20 protein-coding genes are annotated in these 22219 nt (G+C 68.9%); 12 read left to right on the plus strand and 8 right to left on the minus strand.

What is annotated here, in order from left to right; genetic code table 11:
• Nucleotides 1-207 precede the first annotated feature (207 nt).
• Nucleotides 208-1938, minus strand: a complete 1731-nt coding sequence (locus ACQP2T_RS60550) for a tachylectin-related carbohydrate-binding protein (protein ID WP_433513651.1) — start codon at nucleotides 1936-1938, stop codon at nucleotides 208-210.
• Between the two features lie 701 nt (nucleotides 1939-2639).
• On the opposite strand from ACQP2T_RS60550, the gene ACQP2T_RS60555 reads away from it, so the two are divergent.
• The 4 genes from ACQP2T_RS60555 (at nucleotide 2640) to ACQP2T_RS60570 (ending at nucleotide 7275) form a co-directional block, all read left to right on the plus strand.
• The gene (locus tag ACQP2T_RS60555; protein WP_433513652.1) at nucleotides 2640-3524 is read left to right on the plus strand and encodes a DUF2637 domain-containing protein; all 885 of its coding nucleotides are present in this window, start codon (nucleotides 2640-2642) and stop codon (nucleotides 3522-3524) included.
• Entirely contained in the window at nucleotides 3524-3823 is a 300-nt protein-coding gene (locus tag ACQP2T_RS60560) for a hypothetical protein (RefSeq protein WP_433513653.1), read from the plus strand. Before ACQP2T_RS60555 ends, ACQP2T_RS60560 begins: the two co-directional genes overlap by 1 nt.
• A complete protein-coding gene (locus ACQP2T_RS60565; protein ID WP_433513654.1) occupies nucleotides 3820-5994 on the plus strand; it encodes an FtsK/SpoIIIE domain-containing protein in 2175 nt (724 codons plus the stop codon). Before ACQP2T_RS60560 ends, ACQP2T_RS60565 begins: the two co-directional genes overlap by 4 nt.
• A 510-nt stretch (nucleotides 5995-6504) precedes the next feature.
• Nucleotides 6505-7275, plus strand: coding sequence for a hypothetical protein (locus tag ACQP2T_RS60570; RefSeq protein ID WP_433513655.1), 771 nt, complete (start codon nucleotides 6505-6507; stop codon nucleotides 7273-7275).
• 331 nt (nucleotides 7276-7606) lie between these two features.
• Here the strand turns inward: ACQP2T_RS60570 and ACQP2T_RS60575 are convergent, their stop codons facing one another.
• Nucleotides 7607-8248: an FMN-dependent NADH-azoreductase gene (locus tag ACQP2T_RS60575; protein ID WP_433513656.1), complete on the minus strand. Its 642-nt coding sequence runs from the start codon at nucleotides 8246-8248 to the stop codon at nucleotides 7607-7609.
• Nucleotides 8249-8342: 94 nt separating this feature from the next.
• On the opposite strand from ACQP2T_RS60575, the gene ACQP2T_RS60580 reads away from it, so the two are divergent.
• The 3 genes from ACQP2T_RS60580 to ACQP2T_RS60590 all read left to right on the plus strand — a co-directional run bounded on the left by ACQP2T_RS60580 (nucleotide 8343) and on the right by ACQP2T_RS60590 (nucleotide 9871).
• Nucleotides 8343-8870 carry a MarR family winged helix-turn-helix transcriptional regulator gene (locus ACQP2T_RS60580; protein ID WP_433513657.1) on the plus strand — a complete coding sequence of 176 codons (528 nt, stop codon included), beginning with the start codon at nucleotides 8343-8345 and terminating at the stop codon, nucleotides 8868-8870.
• Nucleotides 8871-8945: 75 nt separating this feature from the next.
• Nucleotides 8946-9149 (plus strand): hypothetical protein, encoded by a 204-nt coding sequence (locus tag ACQP2T_RS60585; RefSeq protein WP_433513658.1) that lies wholly within the window; start codon nucleotides 8946-8948, stop codon nucleotides 9147-9149.
• Nucleotides 9149-9871 carry a hypothetical protein gene (locus ACQP2T_RS60590; protein WP_433513659.1) on the plus strand — a complete coding sequence of 241 codons (723 nt, stop codon included), beginning with the start codon at nucleotides 9149-9151 and terminating at the stop codon, nucleotides 9869-9871. Before ACQP2T_RS60585 ends, ACQP2T_RS60590 begins: the two co-directional genes overlap by 1 nt.
• Nucleotides 9872-10349: 478 nt before the next feature.
• Here the strand turns inward: ACQP2T_RS60590 and ACQP2T_RS60595 are convergent, their stop codons facing one another.
• Nucleotides 10350-10799 (minus strand): hypothetical protein, encoded by a 450-nt coding sequence (locus ACQP2T_RS60595; protein WP_433513660.1) that lies wholly within the window; start codon nucleotides 10797-10799, stop codon nucleotides 10350-10352.
• A gap of 191 nt (nucleotides 10800-10990) precedes the next feature.
• Here ACQP2T_RS60595 and ACQP2T_RS60600 point away from each other — a divergent pair, with 191 nt between their 5' ends.
• The 5 genes from ACQP2T_RS60600 (at nucleotide 10991) to ACQP2T_RS60620 (ending at nucleotide 14896) form a co-directional block, all read left to right on the plus strand.
• A complete protein-coding gene (locus ACQP2T_RS60600; RefSeq protein ID WP_433513661.1) occupies nucleotides 10991-11473 on the plus strand; it encodes a MarR family winged helix-turn-helix transcriptional regulator in 483 nt (160 codons plus the stop codon).
• The gene (locus ACQP2T_RS60605; protein ID WP_433513662.1) at nucleotides 11470-12252 is read left to right on the plus strand and encodes an SDR family oxidoreductase; all 783 of its coding nucleotides are present in this window, start codon (nucleotides 11470-11472) and stop codon (nucleotides 12250-12252) included. Before ACQP2T_RS60600 ends, ACQP2T_RS60605 begins: the two co-directional genes overlap by 4 nt.
• A gap of 9 nt (nucleotides 12253-12261) precedes the next feature.
• The gene (locus ACQP2T_RS60610; protein WP_433513663.1) at nucleotides 12262-13521 is read left to right on the plus strand and encodes an FAD-binding oxidoreductase; all 1260 of its coding nucleotides are present in this window, start codon (nucleotides 12262-12264) and stop codon (nucleotides 13519-13521) included.
• Nucleotides 13522-13641: 120 nt separating this feature from the next.
• Nucleotides 13642-14547, plus strand: a complete 906-nt coding sequence (locus tag ACQP2T_RS60615; protein ID WP_433513664.1) for an NmrA family NAD(P)-binding protein — start codon at nucleotides 13642-13644, stop codon at nucleotides 14545-14547.
• A 97-nt stretch (nucleotides 14548-14644) separates the two neighbouring features.
• On the plus strand, nucleotides 14645-14896 hold the full coding sequence (locus ACQP2T_RS60620; protein WP_433513665.1) for a zinc finger domain-containing protein: 252 nt from the start codon (nucleotides 14645-14647) through the stop codon (nucleotides 14894-14896).
• A 699-nt stretch (nucleotides 14897-15595) separates the two neighbouring features.
• Here the strand turns inward: ACQP2T_RS60620 and ACQP2T_RS60625 are convergent.
• From ACQP2T_RS60625 to fxlM, 5 genes are all read right to left on the minus strand, one after another.
• On the minus strand, nucleotides 15596-16549 hold the full coding sequence (locus ACQP2T_RS60625) for a thiopeptide-type bacteriocin biosynthesis protein (protein WP_433513666.1): 954 nt from the start codon (nucleotides 16547-16549) through the stop codon (nucleotides 15596-15598).
• Between the two features lie 84 nt (nucleotides 16550-16633).
• Nucleotides 16634-17881 carry a lanthionine synthetase C family protein gene (locus tag ACQP2T_RS60630; RefSeq protein ID WP_433519991.1) on the minus strand — a complete coding sequence of 416 codons (1248 nt, stop codon included), beginning with the start codon at nucleotides 17879-17881 and terminating at the stop codon, nucleotides 16634-16636.
• On the minus strand, nucleotides 17776-20676 hold the full coding sequence (locus ACQP2T_RS60635) for a lantibiotic dehydratase (protein ID WP_433513667.1): 2901 nt from the start codon (nucleotides 20674-20676) through the stop codon (nucleotides 17776-17778). The genes ACQP2T_RS60630 and ACQP2T_RS60635 overlap by 106 nt, the downstream gene beginning before the upstream one ends.
• Before the next feature lie 69 nt (nucleotides 20677-20745).
• The gene (fxlA, locus tag ACQP2T_RS60640) at nucleotides 20746-20880 is read right to left on the minus strand and encodes an FxLD family lanthipeptide (protein WP_433513668.1); all 135 of its coding nucleotides are present in this window, start codon (nucleotides 20878-20880) and stop codon (nucleotides 20746-20748) included.
• A gap of 31 nt (nucleotides 20881-20911) precedes the next feature.
• The gene (fxlM, locus tag ACQP2T_RS60645; RefSeq protein WP_433513669.1) at nucleotides 20912-22192 is read right to left on the minus strand and encodes a methyltransferase, FxLD system; all 1281 of its coding nucleotides are present in this window, start codon (nucleotides 22190-22192) and stop codon (nucleotides 20912-20914) included.
• Nucleotides 22193-22219: the final 27 nt, after the last annotated feature.

The raw sequence follows: 22219 nt of genomic DNA on the forward strand, positions 1-22219 counted from the left end.
GCTACTCGCCGCGCAGCAACCAGGCCAGGCTCACGTCCCCGATTCGATGGCCATCTCCAGCCAGTCAGCGGTCGCCCGGACGCACGCCACCGCGGCACAACCAGGACGTGGCGCACATACTCGGCGGCCTGCAGAACTACCCACGTTTCTGCTGTTAGCCGACTGCTGGAGACCGGAGGCCGCAGCGCCGGGCTTCTCGGGCTGAGGTCAGGCGCGCTTGGCCTTGCGCCATGAGCGGTCGTAGAGGGTGGCGCTGTCGAGGGTCGAGGGGCCGCCTTCGTCGCCCAGCGTGGGACCGTCGACCGATTTGCGGCTGGAGATGAACCGGTGTTTGCCGGTGGAGTCGATTCCCAAATACATGCCGACGTGGTCGAGTGCTGTGCCGTCGTCCGTGCTGGCGTCCCAGAACAGCAGGTCGCCCGTCTGCAGGTCCGCGTAGGACGTGGGTTTGGCCGTGCCACCGTCGGTCACCGTGACCCCCGGGGCGTTCTCGTCGGCCATTTGCACGGCTCGGCGGGGGAGGGCGGACTTGCTCAGCGTGTCGCCGATGCCCAAGGGGTAGCCGCCGCGGTAGCCGAAGACCATTCTGACGAAACCGGAACAGTCCAGCGATTCCTTCTGGCGGGCTTCCGGAGGGTCGATCTTGTCGTCGTAGGTCCAGGAGAGGCCGAGGTAGTCGTTGAAGTCGGAGCCCTCTTCCCGGGTGCCGTCCGGGAGTAAAGGCCCATAGTGGGCGTCGCCCGCGTAGCGCAGGCCATCGCGAACCTGGGCGGGAGCGTCCACGAAGTACTGCGTGGCGATTTCCAGCAGATCCTCGTCGGTCCTGGCGATGTTGGCCGCCGGCCATGAGGCCGCCCACGGCGCCGAGGGCGACCACGGGCCGGGCAGCAGGCGGACCCAGGCCCGGGTTGAGACGGTCGCCTCGGTTGTCGCCTCGGCGAACTTACGTTGCTCGCCGAAGGTGACGGCGGTTCGCGCGCCTTCCGTCAGGAGAGCGCCGACCCGGCCTTGGCTGTAGTAGAGGTTCTGGCCGGCTTTGCCGGGAGCGTAACCGGTGAAGGACTGGCCCGGCGAGCAGGCGGTGGCGTCGGCGAACAAGGCGGTGAAGGAAGCGAACCCTGTTTTCAGGGGGCGGCGGTCCTGCCAGACCGGCGCCCCGGCCAGGGGATCGGCATGGCGCTGCCACCACATCCGGCCGGACGCGTCGAGCGCGTAGACGACTCCCGCTCCGGCGCCGGACGGGCTGCGGTAATCCTCCCAGCCCTCGCCGGCCACCAGCCCCGTGCCCGTGCCGAAGGCGGTGCCGCCCGCGACCGGGTCGGTGTGGTCGTACCAGCGGATGTGCCCCTTGGTGTTGACGCCGTACAGCGTGCCGTCGCGCCCGGTCATCAGCGTGGTGATCGCCGTCCAGCCCGAACGGATGACCTTGCCGCTGCCCGGCGCCCACTGGGCCTCGCCGGTCATCGGTGAGAGGTGGCGGTACCAGTGCAGGTCTCCGGCTTTGTCGAGGGCGTAGATGACCCCGGAGCCGGCCGACACGATGTCCACGAAGTCGCCCCAGCCACGGCCGATGACCGTGCCCTCGCCGGGAGCCCAGCCGCGCTCTCCGGTCGCCGGCGAAAGGTGGCGGTACCACTTCAGGCCACCGTCGCCGTCGACCGCGTAGATCACGCCGTTGCCGCCGGAGAACACCTTGGTCAGCGTGTTCCAGCCGTAGCCGATCTCCTTGCCGCTGTCGGCGGCCCAGGAATTCTCGCCAGAGGCGCCAGCGCGGTGGCCGTACCAGCGCAGTTTGCCCTCACCATTGATGCCGTACACCGGCACGACCGCCGAGCAGGTCAGGGCGGAGTCGGCCACGGCCGGTCGCGGACTGACCGTGAACAGCAGGGACGCTCCGACGATCCCGGTGGTCAGGACGGCCAGGTGGGTACGGAGCATGTCTGCAACCTACTTTCGAACGCGTCGACGCCGCCGGACCGATCGTAGGGAAATGATGTCATTCCTCCCAGGGCGATCAGACCGTCGCAGACCGCGCTGCGGCGCCGGTGTTGCAATGATCACTGGAACCTAAGCCAAAGGGCCTTTGACATGCTGTGCGGCCGGAGGTGCTCGAAACCTCAACCTTCTGATCCGTAGTCTCGGGCAGGGGGTTTGCCCAGGTATGCGGGGCTTCGTTTCCCCTGGATACGGCGTGGTGTGGACTCCGGCGAACGGGGGTGGACTCCCGCCAGTTGCTACAGCCACTGCTACAGCGGTTTCACCCTTTCACCAGGGAAAGAGTGCCATTCCAGCCGTCGTCGCGAATGCCCCCACAAGCCACCGAGGAGCGCTGAGACGGGCTCAGAGAGCCTTCTCCGCCTCAGTCTTCACGTGTGCGCTTCGGCGGCTTCCCAGCGGCCCGCAGGGCCTCATGGGTCCCTTGAAGCCCTTCGGCATCACCGCTCCCCCACCGCAGCGGCGGCTGACCTCGCGCGTACGCGCGTAGAGGTGGCCGGAAAAGTCCGGAAACCCCGGGGGTCAACCCTCAACGGACGACCGCGCTGGCCCCGGCCAGTGCGGCAAGGCGGCCGAGGCTCGGTGACCCAATCACCGAACCCCGGCCTACGACCCAGCAACCTGATCAACCCAGGAGCCAGGCCATGAGCCACCCTTCCACACCCTTGATCGCCGGGAGCGAGAACCGCGTTGACGCGCTTCCGCCCAAGCGTGCCCGGCGCTTCTCTATCAACCCGTTCCGTGCCCGCGGCGCTGCCGTCGTGCCAGTTGCTGCGCACCCGACCGACACCGGCACGGGCCGCCTCGGGGACCGGGTAATCCTCGGCTTCGCGGTAGCCGTTCTCCTGGCCGTCGCCGCTGCTGCGGCCTACGTCTCGTACCACCACTTCTACGGCCTGGCGATCGTTCTCGGTGAGCGGCACGACATGGCCGTGCTCTACCCGGCGATGTCCGACGGCGTGATCGTCATGGCCTCGCTGGTGATGGTCTACTGCTCGCGCCGCAAGATCCGTGTGCCAGTTCTGGCGTGGGTCGCTCTCAGCCTCGGAGGCGCCGTAACCCTCGCGGCGAACGTGGCGCACGGCTGGTCAGGAGGACTCGGATCGCGCCTGGTCAGCGCCCTGGCACCATTGGCGTTCGCCTGCGCCTACGAACTCCTCATGTGGATCGTGCGGAACACCCGAGGCCCCGCCACCGAGGTGCCTGCGGAAGCGCACGCGTGCCAGCCCGCCGAGACCCTCGTCGAGGTGGAACGCGTAGTGCCGGTGCTGCCTGGCGACCGGTACGAGGCGGCACGGCTCACCTACCTGGACAGCCTCGCTGAGGGCAAGCAGCGAGTCGGCCGCCGACCGCTCATGAGCCGGTGGGGACTGGAGCAGCGCGAGGCCGAGGAGATCATCGCCGAGGTGGACAAGGAGCGGTCCCAGGCCACCGAGCCGGACGCCTCCGAGACGACCGGCTCAGTGGCCGCTGCGCCGCCGCTGGGCGGGTCGCAGCCGGTTGGTTCGAGCGAGGCGGAGGCCGCGTGATGACCGACTCCCTGATCCCCGCCATCTGCCTGTTCTTGTTCCTCCTGTGCGCCACCCGCGAGGCGACCGTGGACGCCCAGACTGCCGGACAGATGTGGGTGGCCGCCCGCCGCTCCGGTTGGTGCCGCATGGTCTTCATGGTGGTTCGCGTCGTCGTGGTGGTGGTGCTGCTCATCCTGGCGGACGTGTGCCGTCTCGCCGGGCACGCTGTGAAGGCAGTACGGATCTTCGTCGAGGCGCTCGCCGTGCACACCGAGATTCTCGGATCGCTGGTCACTCGGACGGAGGTGAAGGCGTGACTGCTACAGACACGCACGACGACCTGGGGATCACCCTCCAGGACGAGGCCGCTCCGCTCGCTCCCGAGAACGCCATCGCGGCCCCTGGGGAGAAGTCGACGCAGGAGGCTCCGGGCGATAACGACGACGTCCTTGAGGGCAATGTCGTCCTGGTCGATCAGCCGTATAAGCCCGACCCGGTGGACCTGATCGCCGAGCTGGGCGCGCGCCGACAGGAGCGGTCGCCGCTGATCCCGGTGTGGTTGAAGTCGCGGGCCGATGCCCTCCAGGTACTGAAGTGGCAGGCCGAGCACACCGGCTACGTGCTGGCTTATCACGTACTGCGCACCCCGAAGTACGCCGCCAAGCTCGCGGCCCGCTCTCCGGCCGGCGCCTGGCGGCTGCTGGTGGCGCTGGTGAGCTGGCTGTTCGACCTGGAAGGCCGTCCGGTGCGCCGGGCAGCGGCCACGAAGGAGGAGGCCGCAGAGTACCTGGCACTGTCCCGGCAGCGCGACGACCGGGTCAAGGCGCGCCTGTGGACGCTCCTGGTAGGCACGATCACGCTGGTCCTGGTCGGCATCTTCGTCGCCATGGCCGCACCGACCTGGATCCACTGGGCGATCCTCGGTGTGCTCATCGGCGGGGCGGGCATGATCGGCTCCCCCGCCGACAAGCCGCTGCTGGACCGGGCGGTCATTCCCTCCCGCGTCCGCACGCTCACCAGTGACCAGGTACTGGATGCGCTCGGCTCGCTCGGCATCTCGGCCATCAATCAGGCGCTCGGCAAGACCGGGCGCGGCATCACCTTCGCCGCCCCGATCATGCGCGATGGACCCGGCTGGCGGGCCGAAGTCGACCTCCCGCTCGGCGTCACCGTCTCGGAGGTACTGGACAAGCGCGACAAGCTCGCCTCCGGCTTGCGGCGCGCGCTGGGCTGCGTCTGGCCCGAACCCGTCTCGGAGGAGCATCCCGGCCGTCTGGTGCTGTGGGTGGGCGATCAGGAGATGCGCAGGGCCAGGCAGCCCGCCTGGCCGCTGCTCAAGTCCGGCCAGGTCAGCCTGTTCGACCCGATCCCTTACGGCAGCGACCAGCGGGGCCGTCCGATCAAGGTCCTGCTCATGTTCGCCAACGTGCTCATCGGCTCGATGCCCCGGTACGGCAAGACGTTCGCGCTGCGGGTGCTGCTGCTGGCCTGCGCCTTGGATCCACTGGCCGAGCTGCGGCTGTTCGAGCTGAAGGGCACCGGCGACCTGTCGGCGCTGGAGAAGGTGGCCCACCACTACGCCAAGGGCGCCACCGACTCCGCCAAGGCGGCCTGCGTCGCCTCTCTGGCCGAGGTGTACGCCGAACTCGACCGGCGGGCTGCGGTCATCGACGGCCTGCCCCGCCACCAGGCGCCCGAGTTCAAGGTCACGGCCGAACTGGCCGCGCGGCGCGACCTTGGCCTGCACCCGATGGTGGTCGCGATCGACGAGTGCCAGGAGCTGTTCGCCGACGACGAGCACGGGGAGGAGGCCGCCAAGTACGCCACCGCGATCATCAAACGCGGCCCGGCCCTGGGCATCATCCTCATCCTGGCTACCCAGCGCCCGGACAAGGACAGCCTGCCCAAGGCCATCAGCGCGAACGCGGGCATCCGGATCTGCCTACGCGTGATGGGCTGGCAGGAGAACGACATGATCCTCGGCACTGGCATGCACCAGGCCGGGGTCAAGGCCACCATGTTCACCCTCAATGACAAGGGCATCTCCTGGGCGGTCGGTATCGCCGAGGACCCGATCATCGTCCGATCGGCCTACCTCGACGGCCCCACCTCGGAGCTGATCGCCGAACGCGCCTACCAGCTTCGCCAGGAGGCCGGGACGCTGTCGGGCCAGGCGATCGGCCAGCAACCGCCCCAGCGGGCCTCCTACGACCTGCTGGCCGACATCCTGACCGTGACCACCGCCAAGGAGGAGAAGATCTGGAACAGCGCGGTCGTAGACCGGCTGGCCGAGTTCCGGCCGGACGCCTACGGCCAATGGGCGGACCTGGAGGACGACGCCAAGACCGCCGCACTGACCGCGCGGCTGAAGGAGTACGGGGTCAAGACGGAGGACACCTGGGGCCGCGACGCCACTGGTAGGGGCCGCAACCGCAAGGGCTTCACCCGCGCCTGCGTGGCCGAGGCGCTCGGCAAGCGAACGATTTAGCCCTAGCGGCCCAACCACCCTGATGAACGCCTCTGGAGCCCCCTCCAGAGGCGTTCACATGTGGCAGCTAGGACGCTAGGCCGCAGGTCAGGACTAGGTTTCTCTGCTAGCTGAGCCGCTAGACCTCGCGGCTGCACCCGCTAGAAAGGTCCCAGCTTCGCGAGCCCTGGCGGCCACGAGGACATCCGCGGCTGCTACCGGCTGACATGGAGGAGCGACACCTTCTCATCGGTGGACCTGAAGTGGAGTTGGACCATCTGCTCGCCGTCCTGCCAGCGTCGCCATGTTTTCGCGGTCAGGCCCATGACCATGCGATGTGGTGTCATCAGCGTTCCCTCGCTGCGTGACTTTGTCGATGAGAGGCGGCTCCGCTTGACGTCGATTGGAGCGCCAGTTCTCGGATCGGGAAAGTGATGTCATTCAGTTTCGGCGCCACTGCCCTGCGACGGGTGAGACTATCGAGGGATCCCCGTTGCAAAGGGGCACCCGATGGCGAACAGCAGGGTGGACTTGTTCGCGGCCATCCGGCGCGATGCCCGGCAGGGCATGTCCGGCCGGGAGTTGGCGCGTAAGTACCGCGTGAGCCGGCGGACGGTGGCGCAGGCGTTGACCTCCGCCTGGCCGACGCCGCGCAAGCCGCTGCCGCCCCGGGCCTCGCGATTGGATCCCTACAAGCCGTTGATCGATCAGATGCTGCGGGTGGATCTGGACGCGCCGCGTAAGCAGCGGCACACCGTGGTGCGGATCTGGAACCGGTTGGTGGAGGAACACAGCGCGGTCGAGGTGTCGTACGCGATGGTGCGCAACTATGTGCGCCCGCGTCGTGCGGAGATCCGATTAGAGGCCGGCCGCGGTCCGTCGGCAGCCTTCATCGAGCAGACGCATCAGCCCGGCAACGAGGCTGAGGTGGACTTCGGTGATGTATGGATTCGACTCGGCGACCCACCCGCCCCGGTGCCCGAACCATTCGCCACCCTGCTCCTGGACTACGCCCGCACTCGCCCGAACACCCTGACCGCGACCAATCCCGACAGTCGATGGTTGTTTCCCGGCCGAAGAGCCGGACAGCCGATCAACCCCGCGACCATCCATGATCGACTACGAGCTCACGGCTTCCAAGCCGGCAAGGTCCGAACCGCCGCAATCCGCCAACTCGTCCTTCAAGCTCCAGCCCCCGTTGTCGCCCGCATGCTCGGCTACAACAACGAGAGCGCTGCTCAGATCGCCGCCCAAGCTGCCGGCCCTTGGAGCCTCTACGCCCCCGGCGATCACCAACGGTGACGAACCTGACCCTGCCGCCTACGAATACAACACAGTGGATTACGGAACCTCACCAGTTCTGACCCCCTCTGTGCGATGGAACGGGATCCGGCGTAACCACGTCCGGAAGACCGCAACGGCAGCGGTTCACTGACCTGGGAGAACCCCGCTAACGCCGGATTCCGTTCCAAATCTCTCTGACCCCCGCTTCCGGGGTTCAGCGTGCTGCGTCGGGCATGCGGACCGTTATGTATGGATGTGCCTGTTCCAGCCATTCGCCGGTCAGCCTTGCTCTTGTCGTCTGATCAATGACCGCGAGCCAGGCGGTGGATGAAGGGGGCGAGGTGGTGGGTCAGGCGGCGTGCCGGGCAGCGAGTACCCTTCCGGCCTCGCCTGCTGCCTCCTCGGCGGCCTTGTGCATGGTCGCCGCCATCTCGGTGAACTCGTCGAGGGCCGGGTTCACGCCGACGAGCGTGAACTCGCGCTCGACCACCGTAAGGTCGGCGCCCCAGATGTCGACGAGGATCCGGCGCAAGAAGTCGGTGTTGTGGTCCCAGCCCTCGCGCGGGGTGCCGGGGCCGTAGGCGCCGCCCCGAGTGGTGACCAGGACGGTCGGCGTGCCCTCAAGCAGGCGGATGCCCTGGGGCGTGCCGGCGATCGCGAGGTCGATCCACGTCTTCACGTGCTGCGAGACGCCGAAGTTGTAGAGCGGCAGCGCGAGCACGGCGCTCGTCGCCTGCTGCAACTCAGTGGCGATCCGCTCGGCTGTGGCGAGCGCCTCGCGCTGCGCGGCGGTGCGGGCCGCCTCCGGAAGGTAAAGGCCGGATGTTGCGACCTCCCAGACGTGCGCGGGCAGCGGGTCCTGACCAAGGTGACGCCGTACCACCGGCACCCCAGGGCGGGCGACCACGAACTCGTCGAGGACGAGGTCGGCGAGTGCGCTGCTGGCGGAGCGGTCGCCCTGGATGGTGGCGTCGACACGGAGCACGGACATGGGGTTCCCCCTGATAGATGAGTGCCACTTGAATGTTCAAGTCGACAATATGCCGCACCACTTGAATGTTCAAATTGACCGGTAGAGTTGGTGTGTGAGCACCGATACCCCCCGCAGACCCACCCCCGAGCACGACGTGCCATGGCTGTCGCCCGACCAGCAGCGCGACTGGCGAGCGCTGGTCGCCTTGATCATGACCCTGCCGCCCGCGCTGGACGCACAGCTCAAGCGCGATGCCGGCGTGAACGTTTTCGAGTACCACGTGCTCGCTGCTCTCTCCGACGCACCCAACCGCACGCTGATGCTCAGTAACCTGGCCGCATTGGCGCAGGGGTCGCTCTCACGAATCTCCCACGCGATCACCCGGCTCGAGCGGTCTGGCTGCGTCGAGCGGCGTAGCTTGCCCAACCGCGGTGGCCGGCACACGGAGGCGCGGCTCACCGACGCCGGCTTCGCCAAGCTCGAGGAGATCGCCCCTGGTCACGTCCGAGAGGCCCGTCGTCTCGTGGTCGACGCACTGACGCCCGAGCAGCTCGCCGCACTCGGCGACGCCGCCCGGGCGATCACCGCCGTCACAAGGGCGGAGGCGCCCGAAACGTGCCGGGAGATCAGTGACTGCTGACCCGGCAGACGCAGAGGGCCGTCGCGGAGTATCAGGATTCCTGACCCGCGTGGCGTAACCTGCAAGGTCTGTGTCGTGGACGCCATGGCGGGGATCGCCTCCACCGAGATCACCGCAGGATGGCACCACTCGGCCGGAAACGACCCACCCGCCTACGGCTACTCGGCAACGCTCACCGTCGCCGCCCGCACCCGCCCGTTCGCCGTCGTCGACCGCGCCTACGGCAGGGCAGCGCCCACGGCGCGCTGCTCATCGATGGCAGCCTGGCCTGCCCGCTGATGCCCGACCGACTCGCCCGCGCCGCCACCGACCTGGACGACGCCGCCATCCGCACACCATCGCAAGAACTCACCGCGCTGATCACCGCGCGAGAGCCGTATTTGCTGCGTCTCAAGCAGAGCCCGAACGCGGGCGGCGCCATCCGCTTGCAGTGCCCTGCGGCAGGCACCTCCCCGTCGGTCACTTGCCCCCGCTTCGACCGCCTCCACCAGCGCGGGCCCATCCGCGCCACCGCGGTCGACCTGACCGACGCCCGGCAGCGAGCCGCCCACGCCGCGGCCAAACCCCGCGTCCTGCCCCCGACCCCTGACCGCAAGACCGGCGATCTGCCGAAGATCTGCCACCAGCAGACCATCACCCTGCGCCCCGGCGACCTCGGCCACCTCGACAAGTTCCGGCAGGATCTGCCCTACCTCAGCCCCTCGTGGCGGGGGACGTACTCCGCTGCCAGGGCGATGACGGAAGGACTGAACTGCCGCCTCAAAGGCCACGACCTCGATCTGGGTGATCCGAAGAACGGGCTCGCCCATGGGCGCGTCGCCCAGACCATCCCGGTCGCCCTGCTCGTCACGGTCGCCAACGACCACTTTCTCGACCAGTGGCGCCACATCCACCAGCCCCCAGACGAGCCCGACACATCCGCCGACATCTTCGAGATCCCAGCAGAGCGCCTCGACCGCACACCGCTCACGGGCCGGAGCCGGCCACCACCCACCCCATAACCCGCAATTCAGATCACCTTGTCGCAGCACCCAGCCCGGAGCAGGCATCGCCATGCCCAGCGACGCGAACATGGACCTCCACCAGCGGCCTGTCACCACCCGGGCCTTCCCGGACACCTGCTCCGCGGTTCCCAAACCATGACGAACCCGATTCGGAAACCCCTGAAACGACAAGATCCCGCCTGATCGCGATGATCAGACGGGATCCCGTCAACTTCAGTCCAGCCGTTTCAAGAACGGCCCAGATAGGGCAGCCGGGCGAGTCGTGCAATTCCTCGTGCCCCTTCTCGGCGAGCACCAGACCGTCCAGGTGTCCCGGGGCTCCGGGACTCTACTGGCGAGTAGCTACGCTAAGCACCGAGCTGCAGGTGGGCGCAGGGGCCTGTCCCGAAAGCGATCAGGGTTGCGCGGTGGCGAGGGCCGGGGTCGGGTTGGCGGCGCATGCTGTGGCAGACGCATAGCTCTGCGAGCCTGGCAGTCACGGCGCCCTCCTCGCCGGAGCCGAGGTGGGGCCACCACGCTCACCCTGCCGCTCTCGTCTTCTTCGGCTGCCGGGGCACGGTGGTGGCCTTGTCGAGATGCCCGTACACCGTGGAACGCGATACCCGAACAGGTCATTCTCTCGCTCGCCCGCGAGTTCGAGGCGTTCGCCATCGAACCGGCGCGCCGCTTCCTGCGCTCCGTGGAGGGCCCGCTGGGCCGCGCCATCGCCGCCGGAGTGGTATGGCCGGAGCAGGTGCTCGGCGAGCAGGCCGGGGATATCGATGGTCACCCGCTGATCGGCGGCCACCTGCTCCTGGTTCTCGATGTGGGCGGGATCCTCCAGGAACTGCTTGACGTCGTCGGGCAGCTCGCGGGCACCGGCGGCATCGAGGACTCGGCGGATCGTTCGGGGGGCAACGCCGTGCTCACGAGCGAGTGCCTTCACAGCGGCCCCTTCGCGGAACGCGGTGACGGCTGCTTGCGCCTTACGCGGGTCCAGGGCGGCCGGGCGGCCGAGCGGGATGGGGGCCGCTTCAACGCCGCTACATCGATTCCCAGACTCGGCCCGGGTGCAGGGGAGTCTGGTCGGTCACACACTCTTGCTGACGTGTCAGTAATCTGGCTATGGTTGCTGACATGTCAGGTAGAACGACGGCGCAGCAGCGGCGGGTATGGCAGAGCTTCCTCGTACTGGGCGAGTTGGTCCGCCGCGAGACCGCGCGTGACCTGTGGGACACCTCCCAGCTCTCCGAGCCGGACTTCACCGTGCTGGCCCGGCTCGCTGCCGCGCCAGATGCCGCGATGCGATCGACAGAGTTGGCTCAGGCGCTCGACTGGGACACCAGCCGGATGTCGCACCATCTGCGCCGCATGGAACAGCGCGGTCTGGTGCAGCGCTGTCGCGGCACCGACGCCGACGGGCGCGCCGCGCTGGTGTCGTTGACCGACGACGGCCTCGCCGCCTACCGGCGCTCGCTCGGTCCGCACTGGCGCTCGGTCAAGCGCTGGTTTCTCGACGGCATCGAGCCCGATCGGCTTGACCAGATCGACACGATCCTCCAGACGCTTCTGGACCACCTGCAGCAGACACAAGACAACGCTTCGAAGGAGACCGGATGACCACCACAATCGAGCTGCCGAGCTGGGCGCAGCCGGACACCGACCTGAGCGGGAAGACCGTGCTCGTCATCGGCGGCGCGGGCGGTGTCGGCGAGGGGATCACGCGCGCCCTGCTCGACGCGGGCGCCGCCGTGATCGCCACGGCCCGCACCCAGGCCAAGCTCGACGACCTGGCCGAGCGCATCGACGATGCGAACCTCACGACGTTGCGGCTCGACCTCACCGGGCCTGACTTGGACGACACGCTCGCCGCCCTCGTCGACCGGCACGGCCGCCACGGTCGCCTTGACGGGGTCGTGGTCTCGGTCGCGGACTGGGGTCGCCAGGGCCCCAAAGGCATCCTCGATCTCACCGACGCTGAATGGGAGGCGCTGGTCGAGCAGAACCAGACCACGGTCTTCCGCGCTTACCGGGCACTGGTCCCGGCCCTGGCGCCCGAAGGGGCGATCGTTCATATCAACGGCTTCAGCGCGGAGATCCCGTATCCGGCCAACGGTGTCATGGCCCTGACCGCGGCGGCGACCAAGTCGATGGTCCGCACGATCGCCGAAGAGCTGAAGGGAGCGGGGCTGCGGGTGTACGAGGTCATCCTCGGCGTCATCCGCACCAGGCCGCGCCAGCTCGCGGGTATCGACAACCCCCGCTGGATTCCGGCCGTCGAGGTCGGCATGCATACCGCCGAACTGGTCGCGGGCAACAGCCCACTCGCCGAGTCGGCACTGCAGTACTTCGTCACCCGTGAGGCGGGCCCGTCCCTGACCCCGCCCGAGATGCCGTGAGGGGCCGTCATGCTCGACATCATCCGGCCCGGCGACCCACGCTATGGGAGCGTCCGGCACGTCTACACCGCGACCGGCTCGCCCGCGCGGGTGATACGGCCCCGCACGACCGCTGAAGTGGCCGAGGCGCTGAGCCTGGGGCGGGAGGCCGACGGGCCGCTCGCGATCCGCAGCGGCGGGCATGGTATCTCCAGCGTCTCGACCAACGACGGGGGCACCGTCATCGATCTGGGCGAGCTGGCTTCGATCGATCGGATCGAGCCTGGCGGCGACCTGGTCCGGATCGGGCCGGGCGCCCGCTGGGGCGAGGTGGCCCAGGCGCTCTACCCGTGGGGCCTGTCGATCAGCTCCGGCGACTCAGGAGACGTCGGCGTCGGCGGCCTGGCCACGACCGCGGGCGTCGGGCTCATGGGCCGCGCCCACGGGTTGACCATCGACCGCCTGGCCGCGGCCGAGATCGTCACCGCCGAGGGCCAGATCCGCCACGTGGACGCCGAAACCGAGCCCGACCTGTTCTGGGCGGTGCGCGGCGCCGGGGCGAACGTCGGCATCGTCACCGCGCTGGACTTCCACGCCTCGCCGGTGCCGGTGGTCGCCCACGCCACGTTCCAGTACCGCCTCGACCGCCTCGCGACATTCCTGCGGGCGTGGGGGGAGACGGTCGAGGCGGCGCCCCGCGAGATCGGCGCATTCCTGTACGTCGGGGGCGGGGGGCACGCCTTGGCGACCGTCATCTTCGCTGGCGACGACGCGACCGCGGCCCAGCGGGCGATCGAGCCGTTCGGCCGGCTCGGCCCGATCCTCGGCCAGCGGGCCGTGCTCGAACCCTACGCAGCCGTGGTGACCCGGACCGGCGCGCCGCACCGCGGCCAGCAGGGCGCCCACCTCCACAACGGCTTCGCCGTCCACCTGGACGACACCATCGGCGACCGGCTCGAAGCACTACTCAGCTCGGGATACGGCACGATGCTCCAGATCCGGTCGGTCGGCGGCGCGGTCAATGACGTTCCCGCCGAGGTCACCGCCTTCGCGCACCGGCACCAGAACTTCAACATCGCCGGAGTCGCCTCCGCTCCCTCGAGGGCGTTCGACGCCGCGTGGGAGGACGTGCGTCAGTCCTTGGACGGCCTCTACCTGAGCTTCGAGACCGCGTTCTCGCCGCAGCGGCTGGCCGACGCGTTCCCGCCCCAGACGCTGCGCCGGCTGCGCGAGATCAAACGCAAGGTCGACCCGGACAACGTCTTCAACCAGAACTTCCCGGTCGCATGAACGAGAGGGCATCCCACAGCCCTCACCACGAGAGCGCGCTAGCCGGGGCCGCGGCGGGCATCGAGCAACGCGGCCTGCGCTCCTGCCAGGCACCACGAAGTCACTTCAGAAAAGGACATCATGAACACCAAGATCATTGCGCTGGTCGGCGGCACCGGACACCTGGGCAACCTCATCGCCGAGGAGGTCCTCGCGCAGCCGGACGCGCGGTTGCGGCTGCTTGTGCGGCCGGCCAGCCGCGGCAAGGTCGCGCATCTGGAAGCCAAGGGCGCGCAGGTGGTGGAGGGCGAGCTCGGCGCCGATGAGGCGCTGGCCGCATTCGCCGTCGGCGCGACCACGGTCGTCTCGGCCGTGCAGGGCGGGCCCGACGTCATCATCGACGGCCAGGCGTCGCTGCTGCGTGCCGCCCGCGACGCGGGGGTCCGGCGGTTCATCCCCTCGGACTACACGCTGGACCTGTTCAAACTCCCGCCCGGGCAGATCCTGCCCTCTGACTGGCGCCGCCAGTTCGGCGAGGCGGCCGACGCCGAGCGGGACCAGGTCGAGGTGGTCAGCGTGCTCAACGGCAGCTTCCTCGACCGCGGGGTGCTGTTCGACTGGCTCCGCATCATCGACCCCGAGACCCAGACCGCGTACCTCTGGGGTGAGGGCGAGGCCGCTGTGGAGTACACCACCTGGGCCGACACCGCCAAGTACACGGCCGCGGCAGCCCTCGACGACGAACCGATCGGCAGGGTCCTCCCGGTCGCCGGCGACCGTCTCGACTTCCACGGTCTGGTCGCGGCCTTCGAGAAAGCCTCCGGCAAGCGGCTGCGTGTCGAGCGTCGCGGCTCGCTCGCCGACCTCGACGAGCGAATCGCCGAACTCATGGAGCGCGATCCCCAGAACTTCCTCGAGTACCTCCCGCTCATGTACAACCGGGGACTGCTCAAAGGCGAAGCGACGCTGCCGCCACTGATGAACGACCGCTACCCCTGGATCCAACCGACCACGGTCGAGCAGTACTTCGCCACACAGAAGTTCTGAAACACCGCGACGCGTGAACCCCTGAGCGGTACCGGGGCAGCGCGCCATACGAGGGTGAGCGGGTGATGCGGTCGATCGAAGAAGAACCGGCTGCCCGATGTCCTCCTGCGCCGCCCCGGCCGGCTCGCCATGCCGCACCGCCAAGGGCAAGGTCGCCATCCAGTACCACACCGCCCGGTTCCGGCTCGTACCCTCGCTCGCCAAGGCGCTGAACGTCCCCACCCCGGTCGTGCGCAAGCCCGGGACGGCCTGGACCGAACTGCCCCGCCCCGCAGCGGGCGTCGAGCTGACCGGGCATGTACCGCCGAACCTGCTCGTCCGAAAGATACTCGACAGCCACGAATCGTGACGGTACGGACGCGGCCAAGCCACTACCGGCCAGTACCCCCAAACCGAGATCAACGCCCACTGGCCAACACCGGACACCCCAGTTGACCTGCGGCTCAGCCCTAAACGTAGCTACCCGTCAGTAGGGTCCCGGAGCCCCAATCCGCCAACTCGTCCTTCAAGCTCCAGCCCCCGTTGTCGCCCGCATGCTCGGCTACAACAACGAGAGCGCTGCTCAGATCGCCGCCCAAGCTGCCGGCCCTTGGAGCCGCTACGCCCCCGGCGATCACCAACGGTGACGAACCTGACCCTGCCGTAAGCCGTCGAAGAGATCCTCAGTGAACGTGGGAAGCGATCTGGCATCGCCCTTCCCGTCCGGCAGCCGGCCGGGCGGCGGGCAGGCGCGACGCCCGCTGAAGAGGCCAGATCGTGGCGGAGTCGCCGTAGTACTCGGAGGCCGGGAAAGCCGGTCACAGGGGGAAGGGCGACAGCGTGATGGCAGCGGAACTGCTATCGGGGAGGAACGTTGTTGAATAACGACGCCACGGCCAGGGGTGGCTCTTAGACGGGCGCATGCCCCTTGATGGCTTTGCCGGGCGCGGCCAGGCCCGCCTCTATCGCCGTCTCGCTCGTTCGTACGGCCGCGAGGAGATCAGTCATCAGCGGGACCGGGATGGCGCCGATGTCGGCCCCGGCGGTTCGAGGTCTGCGGGGGCCATAGTCAGTTCCTGGGGAGTAAGGCGTCGCGTGCTGCGCGGCTGAGGATGGCCTGCGTGGTGGCAGACAGGCCGAGACGGTTCCAGTGGAAGATCACCAAGTGGGTGAGGACATGGCGGACGCCTCGGTCCAGGTGGCCCGCTGTTGCGGCCTCGCTGAGCAGTTGCCCGGTGTGGCGGAACGCCTCGGTCCAGGGCGCCGCGAAGGCGCACAGCCCTTCCGGGTCGGCCGAGCCGATAGGGGCGGACACCAGCGGGCGGATCGTGTCCGCCATGGCCTCCAGGCGGCCGGGTGGCGTGTCGGCAGGGAGGGGACGTAGCTCGGCGACGCGGCTCCAGAGGTCGCCGCGCTCGAACCGGTCTAGCCTGGCCGCGCTCAACAATGTGGAGCACAGCAGCATTGACACTTCTCTACGGCCGACCTCATGGGTGGGTTGCCGCAGGTAGTGGAGCATGTGGTGGCTGTCGGCGTGGAACAGGTCGTGGGCGATCTCAGTTCCGACCGCGCCGCCGAACGAGGCGTTTTCCGGCTCGTACATACCGGGCCGCCATCGGGAGATCACCCACGATACCGCGAGGTCGTTTAGGACAGCGTGGATCGCGGACCTCACCTCGGGGGTTACGCCGCCGGCCGGGCGCAACCGTAGCCGCCAGGCGGGATGCTTGCGGATGAACCACCACGCGTTGATCAGTCCGATGTCGTGGAGGTGATCCAGGCTCGGGCCGAGCGCGGTGGCGGCGGCCTGCTCGGCGGTTTCCCAGTCGGGGAAGTGGAGGCGGAGGTGGTACCAGCCGTGATCGGCGACACGGTCCTCCAGCGCCCGGTATCCGGCCGTCTGGTAGCTCTCGACCGCGTCGGCGAGGTCTTCGACACGCATGTTGAGCGCGGCGGCCGCCACCTCCACGGGGGTGTCGGTCAAGACCGCCAGCACGGCGTCGGCCAGGCGTGACGTTGGCATAGTTGTCAGGTGATGAGCAGGCATGTGTCCCATCCAGAGCGCGGGGGCGTGTCGTGGGCGGAGATGTGAATCACCCTCTCCCGGTCAGCGGAGCAGAAGGCAGGCATCCCAGGTGGTGGTGGGAGGCGCGTCGTCGGCAAGGGTGTGGAGGGCGAGCCCGTAACCGGCGTGTCCGGTCAGAAATCCCGGGGGTGTGCTGGTCGCGGCAGGACCGTCCAGCAGCAGGTTGATGACGCCGAGGATCGGCAGACGGCGGGGAGCGATGGCGTCGGCGGCGAAGGCGACCACGGTCATGAACACTCCCGCCGCACCGTGGCACAGGCCACGATCGATGATCCGCCGTCGTTGGTGCGGGTCGTTGAGGCAGCCGGTCAGGGCGTACTCAGCAGTGGCCTGGCGGGCGATGTCGCCGGTGGCGAGAGCCGCCAGTTGCTGGGCACGGGCCAGGCCGGGCGTGCCGTAGCACCAGGAAGGGCGGCGCGGCTCAGAATGGGCGCTCTGGCCTTGCTGGAGCTCCGCGAGGCTGATCGTTTCGGGCCACCAGGGGGCGCCGCCGTGTTCCTGCTCCCAGTCGTCCAGCCAGGCGCAGATCCTTCCGATGGCCTCCATCTGGCCCGGCACTGTCAGGTCGGCTCTGGCGGTGAGAGCCAGGAGAGTCAAGGGTCCGGCAATGCCGTGAGCCATCCCGTTGTTGCCGTGCCCACCAGGCGGGGCGGCCGCGCCGCGCTGAGCCGAGGACAGCGTCCACCAGCCTGGCAGACCATCGATCGGGTTGGTGAGCCGGACGAGGTAGGCCAGCACGTCCTTGATCAGGTCGCCGCCGGGGTCGTGCCGCCACAGATGCGCGCCGAGACCGGTCAGGCCGCTGATCAGATCGAATTCGGCCAGGGCGGGCCGTTCGCCGCGTGCGAGCCGATGGGAGGCGGCGGCGAGCCGTTCGTGGGTGAGGGCCGCGACCGCCTCGTCCAGGATGGCCTGTGCGGGTCGGTACCCGGGATGAGGGGCGGGGTGGAGGGCAAAAGCGAGTGCGGGCGCCCCGTGGTAAAGGCAGGCGCCCGTCCCAGCGATGAGGTCGTCGCGGGTCGCTGCGCTCAGCCAGTCGTGTGCCTCCTGCCATCCGGCGCTGCCTGTAGTGGCGCGTTCGATGTGCAGGAGCGCGATCCCGGTGGCTCCGCCGCTGAGCGACTGGAGCGGGCCGGCCGGAGAAGGTGTCTGGAGTTGGCGGGCTATCGCGTCGGCACGGTGGCGGGCGCGCTCGTGGAGGTCGATGAGCCTCTCCTTCCTTCTCGTGCGATCAAGCTCTGGGCCAGGGTCCGCGCGAGCCGCAGGCAGGTGCGCTCCGAATCGGCGTCGATCCCGATCACGCGGGTGTGGTGCAGGTGCAGCAGATCACCCAGAACGGCGTCCACGTCGTCTGCACCAAGGAATGCCCGGTAGGTGGCCAGCGCCGTACGCCGCCGCTCGATCAGGCCGGACGCAAGGACTGCTGGGTGCCGGGCCTGCTCCACTGTGGCGCGATCGAGCGCTCGGGGCCCGCCATGGGTGAGGTGCTCCACAAGCCATGCCAAGCCGTCGATGCCCATGAACCCAGTCGCGAGGTCGAGCAGGCTGGCCGCCGTCGCGGCTTGGGCGTTGGCCGCAGTGCGTAACTGCGCGACCGCGATTGCGGAGTCTGCGGCGAACACGACTTCGGCGGCGGTCAGGGCCGGGCCGGTGCCGAAACGGCCGACCTCGGGCCGGTAGGTGTCCAGGCAGAGATCACGGAGCAACCCGGCACTGTGGACGGCGCGCGCCCACTGCCCGAGCGACCGGGCGGCGGGTCCGTACTGGTCGCTGTCGTGCAGGCGCAGCCGGAGCCGCAGGTGCGGTTCGGGGGTGTCGTAGCGGATGAACCACCAGTCATCGCGGCCGCCATGCTCCCAGCCAGTGAGCAGGTCCGGCAGATGGGTGGTGAGCAGTTCAGTCTGCCTCGCCGGGTGCGCGAACAGTTTCGCCTGCAGCCACGGTGAGTCCCCGGGCAGATGGCCGGGACCATGGTGCATCCGCTCGGGCCGCACAGGTCGCATCAAGCGTCGGGGCGGGGTGGTGGAGGCGAGGGGAACGACGATCTCGTGGGGGCGTCCGCCGAGCCAGGCGTCGTCGCTCACATCCTCAATCAGCCTGGCTCGGCCGGTGCGGTCCAGGTGGCGGCGCAGCAGCGTCAGGTGTGCGGCCTGGGTCAGGTCCAGCCGGATCAGGACGTCATCGTCGCCGAACCGCACCGCGTCCGGGATATGGCGTGCGCGCTGGTGCTCCTGGAACTGCTCGGCCCATTCCTGGGTGGTGGCTGCTGCTGCGGGCAGGTCCGGGGCGGTGAGGTTCCACCGAGCTGGGCTGAGGATCGTCCGGCCGTACCGGACGCGTGGAAGGAAGGCGAACCGGTCGGCGATACGACCCCACTTGAAGGTGGTGCAGGGTGTCGAGGTCGCGGTGCTGACTTCACACAGGAACCGGGCCAGGGGGTGGGCGCTGTGATGCAGGTTGGTCGCGTTCAACATCAACGGCTCCACGGCGCGGCCACGCGTGAGCGACACCAGGATCAGGCGGCGAGCATCGGCGCTGATCGCCAGGTCGTCGAGATCGACCGCTGAATCGCGCGGATGGCGATGTTCTCCCAGCGACAGCACCGGCAACACGTCCGGAGTGCGAGCCAGGCCGTCCGTGCGCGCCCGCAGCGGGGGGACCGACAACTGCACGGCCATCGCGCCGACCGTGCTGGTCGGGAGGCGACGGTAGGCACCGATGATCCGCTCCCGGTCCGGAGCGGGCAGAAGATGCAGGAACCGGCCCGCCGAGGTGCCGGCGTGCCGCGACGCGCACACCACAGTGAGGGTGAAGTCCCCAGCGTCCAACGCGGCGGGAGTTGGGGCGCTGACGGCGACCCGCACCTCGGTGTGCGGGGCCGGCCCGGCCCCGCCGCCCGTCTCCAGCTCGGCCACCATGTCATCAGTGAGGACCAGTTCGGCGTATCCGCTCAGGGCGGCCTTGTGGGCAAGAACCGCAAGCGCGGCGTCTCTGCGGGTCGGCGTGGGGTCGTGGGTGGCGAGCGAGCCGCGGAACCCGGCGGGATAGCCGAGCCCGCGATCAGGGTCCAGAAGTTCCCGGATTCCTACTTGGGCTCCTGGGCCGTAACGGTCGACGAACGCGGTGTGGTAGGCATGCCACGCGGGCTGCCTGGGGGCCAGCCGAATCAGAATCGCGGCGGCCGCCTCGACCTCCTCGATCACCGGGGGAGGCACGCTGATCGAGCAGTCCAGCCGCAGACTGACCGCCAGCCGGGAACCCGGATCGAGGGCAGAAGAAGTGGCGGCCGGGCCCTGCAGTTGGGCGGTGATGTGGGCGAGGGGGTCGGTGACGGTCATCGGCGGTCGCGCGCTGGTGAGCAGGATCCGTAAGCGCACCAGTTCGGTGAGCATGTCCTCGATGACCGTGACCGGTGCCTGCGGAGACTCGGCGGCCAGCTTCGCCAGCAGATCACCGAAGACGACCGGGGTGGGCGCCTCCTCCAGGGCCATGCGGACCGCCCTGGTGTAGCGCACGGCCACCTCCGACAGCGTCCCATCAGCGCTGGGCGAGTAGGGCAGCACCCAGTCTGCGCCCCGCGCGAACCCCAGGTTGTTCGCCTGGACCGGCAGCACTCGCAGCACAGCCGGATCGTCTTCCAGCGCACTGATCTTCTCGGCGAGCCACACCGAATCCGGCCGGTGTACGGCGGTATGCCGATCGCCGAACGCGACCGAGGCAGTGGCGGCCAGGGCGACGGGAGCGATTCCAGCGAACAGGCCGAACGGTGTGGCCCGACTCGTCCACCGTAGGAGATAACGCATCAGTGCCTCGGCCGCGCGATGGGTCTGACGCGGCCGGAAGGCGTTCGGGTTCTCACACATTGCGGTGAGGACGCGAGCCAGATCAGGGCTGGCGATCGAGACAGCGTCGCCTACCCCTGGCATCGGCCAGACCTCGCAGATCCAGTTGGCAGCCTCGCGAGCATTGGTCCCGGTGAGGTTGGGCCATGGCGGCAGAGCCAAGTCTTTCGGGTAGGCAGCGATGCGAACGACGGCGGCGTCCACGGCTCGGAAGCGATGCATCTGGCCGTTCCTCCATTCTGGAGGGGGTGTTCCCGGCCATGTGGATTGGCCGGGAACACCGGGGAGGGGTTAGCAGTTGGCGATGCCGGCGCTGCCGGGGGTCTCGCCGCAGCCGTCGCTGGTGCAGTCGTCGGAGTCGAGTCCGATGGACACGGGTGCGACCTTCAAGAAGCGGACGTCAAGGGTGAACTCGTGCGGCTCCATGTACCGGATCCTTTCGATCGGGAAGGTGGGGCTACCTGGCCGGCGGCCAGGAGATCACGAGACGGGTGTGAACCTTGTCCAGGACGTGCCCATCTGGTAGTTCGTCGTCCGGTGTGCCCGCCGGGTGGACCGACAGGCGGGGTTCCGGCCGACCGGCCAGGTTCCACGCGTCGATCTGGTCGGCCAACCGCCGCGCGGACTGCTCGGCTTGCGGGCCGTGCGCGAACGCTCCGAACTCGAAGACGTCGCGGTCGATGGGGCGGGGCTTGGGGCGGTAGGCCAGGTTCGGACCGTCCACGAACGCTGGTGTGCCGTACTGCCATGGCAGCGCCACGATGCCGTCGTCGAGCGCTTTCTGTGACGCGGTGATCAAGCTGAAGCCGGGCAGGGTCGTGGCGAGCCATAGGTCCTGATCGCTGTACCGGATTCCGGCACCCACCTTGATGCCGGTCCACACCTCCACGCGCGGCAGGTCCAGCACCCCAGATAGCGCCGCCGCGTCGACGGTGTCTTTTTCGTCCCGCCACAGCCCGACTGTGTGATCACTGTCAGCGTCGAGCAGTGGGGTCGCGGTGCCCTTGTGGGCTCCCACGCCTTGCATCGCGACGAAGCCGCACACCTGACGATCTCGGCTCACCAGGGCGCCGCCCTGATGTTCCAGGACCCAGGACCTGGTCATGCCCCAGGTGCGCAGCGGGACGACCAGCTTGCCGCCCTCGGCGAGCTGGGAGGGCCAGGCCGGGGGAACGTCCCAGGAGCCGACTGTGATGATGATCGCGTTGAACGTGCGGGGCGGCTCAATCTCGAACTCGGCGTCCGCGCAGATCACCTCCACGTCGCCGTACCCGGCATCCGCCAGGAACCGCTGGGCGCGGTCGGTGACCTCAGGGTCGATGTCGATCGTGGTCACCGAACCCATCGGCCCGACGACCTCCCGGATCAAGGCCGCGTTGTAGCCGCCGGACCCCACTTCCAGCACTCGGTCGCCGGGCTTGAGTCCGGCTTGGCCCAGCATCACCGCCTGCAGCCAGGGCGCCGACACCGAGCTCATGGAGGCGCCGCGCTCGTTGAGCTTGGTGACGACCGCGGTGTCCTCGTAGGCGGCTTGCAGGTCGACGTCGCCCGTGAACAGGTGACGGGGCACCGTCCGCATCGCCTGCTCCACCTCAGCCGGCAACACCAAGCCCAGCGCCTGGTGCCGGATCGCGATCTTCTCGACCATGGCGTCACGCAGGACCGCCGCCTGCTTTTCTATATCTCCATCAGTGAGTTCAGCGGCGCGAGCGTGGTCGTCGTTGGTCACGTCGGTCACGAGTGGTCCCTTCTTGGTCGTACTGGA

It is taken from the genome of Nonomuraea sp. CA-143628, assembly GCF_050942315.1.
GTDB lineage: Bacteria > Actinomycetota > Actinomycetes > Streptosporangiales > Streptosporangiaceae > Nonomuraea.

What these genes read in the sequence shown, in the direction of transcription:
- ACQP2T_RS60550 (WP_433513651.1), bottom strand. Translation starts at nt 1,938, where the DNA reads ATGCTCCGTACCCACCTGGCCGTCCTGACCACCGGGATCGTCGGAGCG.
- ACQP2T_RS60555 (WP_433513652.1), top strand. Translation starts at nt 2,640, where the DNA reads ATGAGCCACCCTTCCACACCCTTGATCGCCGGGAGCGAGAACCGCGTT.
- ACQP2T_RS60560 (WP_433513653.1), top strand. Translation starts at nt 3,524, where the DNA reads ATGACCGACTCCCTGATCCCCGCCATCTGCCTGTTCTTGTTCCTCCTG.
- ACQP2T_RS60575 (WP_433513656.1), bottom strand. Translation starts at nt 8,248, where the DNA reads ATGTCCGTGCTCCGTGTCGACGCCACCATCCAGGGCGACCGCTCCGCC.
- ACQP2T_RS60590 (WP_433513659.1), top strand. Translation starts at nt 9,149, where the DNA reads ATGCCCGACCGACTCGCCCGCGCCGCCACCGACCTGGACGACGCCGCC.
- ACQP2T_RS60600 (WP_433513661.1), top strand. Translation starts at nt 10,991, where the DNA reads ATGTCAGGTAGAACGACGGCGCAGCAGCGGCGGGTATGGCAGAGCTTC.
- ACQP2T_RS60605 (WP_433513662.1), top strand. Translation starts at nt 11,470, where the DNA reads ATGACCACCACAATCGAGCTGCCGAGCTGGGCGCAGCCGGACACCGAC.
- ACQP2T_RS60610 (WP_433513663.1), top strand. Translation starts at nt 12,262, where the DNA reads ATGCTCGACATCATCCGGCCCGGCGACCCACGCTATGGGAGCGTCCGG.
- ACQP2T_RS60615 (WP_433513664.1), top strand. Translation starts at nt 13,642, where the DNA reads ATGAACACCAAGATCATTGCGCTGGTCGGCGGCACCGGACACCTGGGC.
- ACQP2T_RS60620 (WP_433513665.1), top strand. Translation starts at nt 14,645, where the DNA reads ATGTCCTCCTGCGCCGCCCCGGCCGGCTCGCCATGCCGCACCGCCAAG.
- ACQP2T_RS60625 (WP_433513666.1), bottom strand. Translation starts at nt 16,549, where the DNA reads ATGCCAACGTCACGCCTGGCCGACGCCGTGCTGGCGGTCTTGACCGAC.
- ACQP2T_RS60635 (WP_433513667.1), bottom strand. Translation starts at nt 20,676, where the DNA reads ATGCATCGCTTCCGAGCCGTGGACGCCGCCGTCGTTCGCATCGCTGCC.
- fxlA (WP_433513668.1), bottom strand. Translation starts at nt 20,880, where the DNA reads ATGGAGCCGCACGAGTTCACCCTTGACGTCCGCTTCTTGAAGGTCGCA.